Origin of the sequence: Bacillus sp. SIMBA_005 (assembly GCF_046535585.1) — a bacterium.
Taxonomy (GTDB): Bacteria; Bacillota; Bacilli; order Bacillales; family Bacillaceae; genus Bacillus; species Bacillus pumilus.
On sequence record NZ_JAWRWI010001199.1, the window covers coordinates 1 to 235 of the forward strand.

General features: G+C 42.6%; 1 protein-coding gene. It reads right to left on the minus strand.

The window, feature by feature from the left end:
- Positions 1-235, minus strand: a 235-nt coding sequence (locus SB660_RS23885) for a 4-hydroxyphenylacetate 3-hydroxylase C-terminal domain-containing protein (protein WP_410585096.1), incomplete at both ends; no start/stop codon positions are given.

Genomic DNA, 235 nt, shown 5'->3' on the forward strand with positions numbered 1-235 from the left:
CCTGCAAAAATACCCGATAGGCTAATCCACCATTTAAATTTGGAATGACAATGCCATTCTCTTTTTTCTCTGGATTCAGCGCCATCGCATCACTTAATGACCAGAACATATGACGCCACGCCATAATCTCGCCAATATGCACTTGGACACCTCGGAATTGATCCGTACCTGCTGTCTTTAATGCCTTTAGCAAGACACCAATAATAAAATCTAATTTCACCGCTAAGCGTGTGAC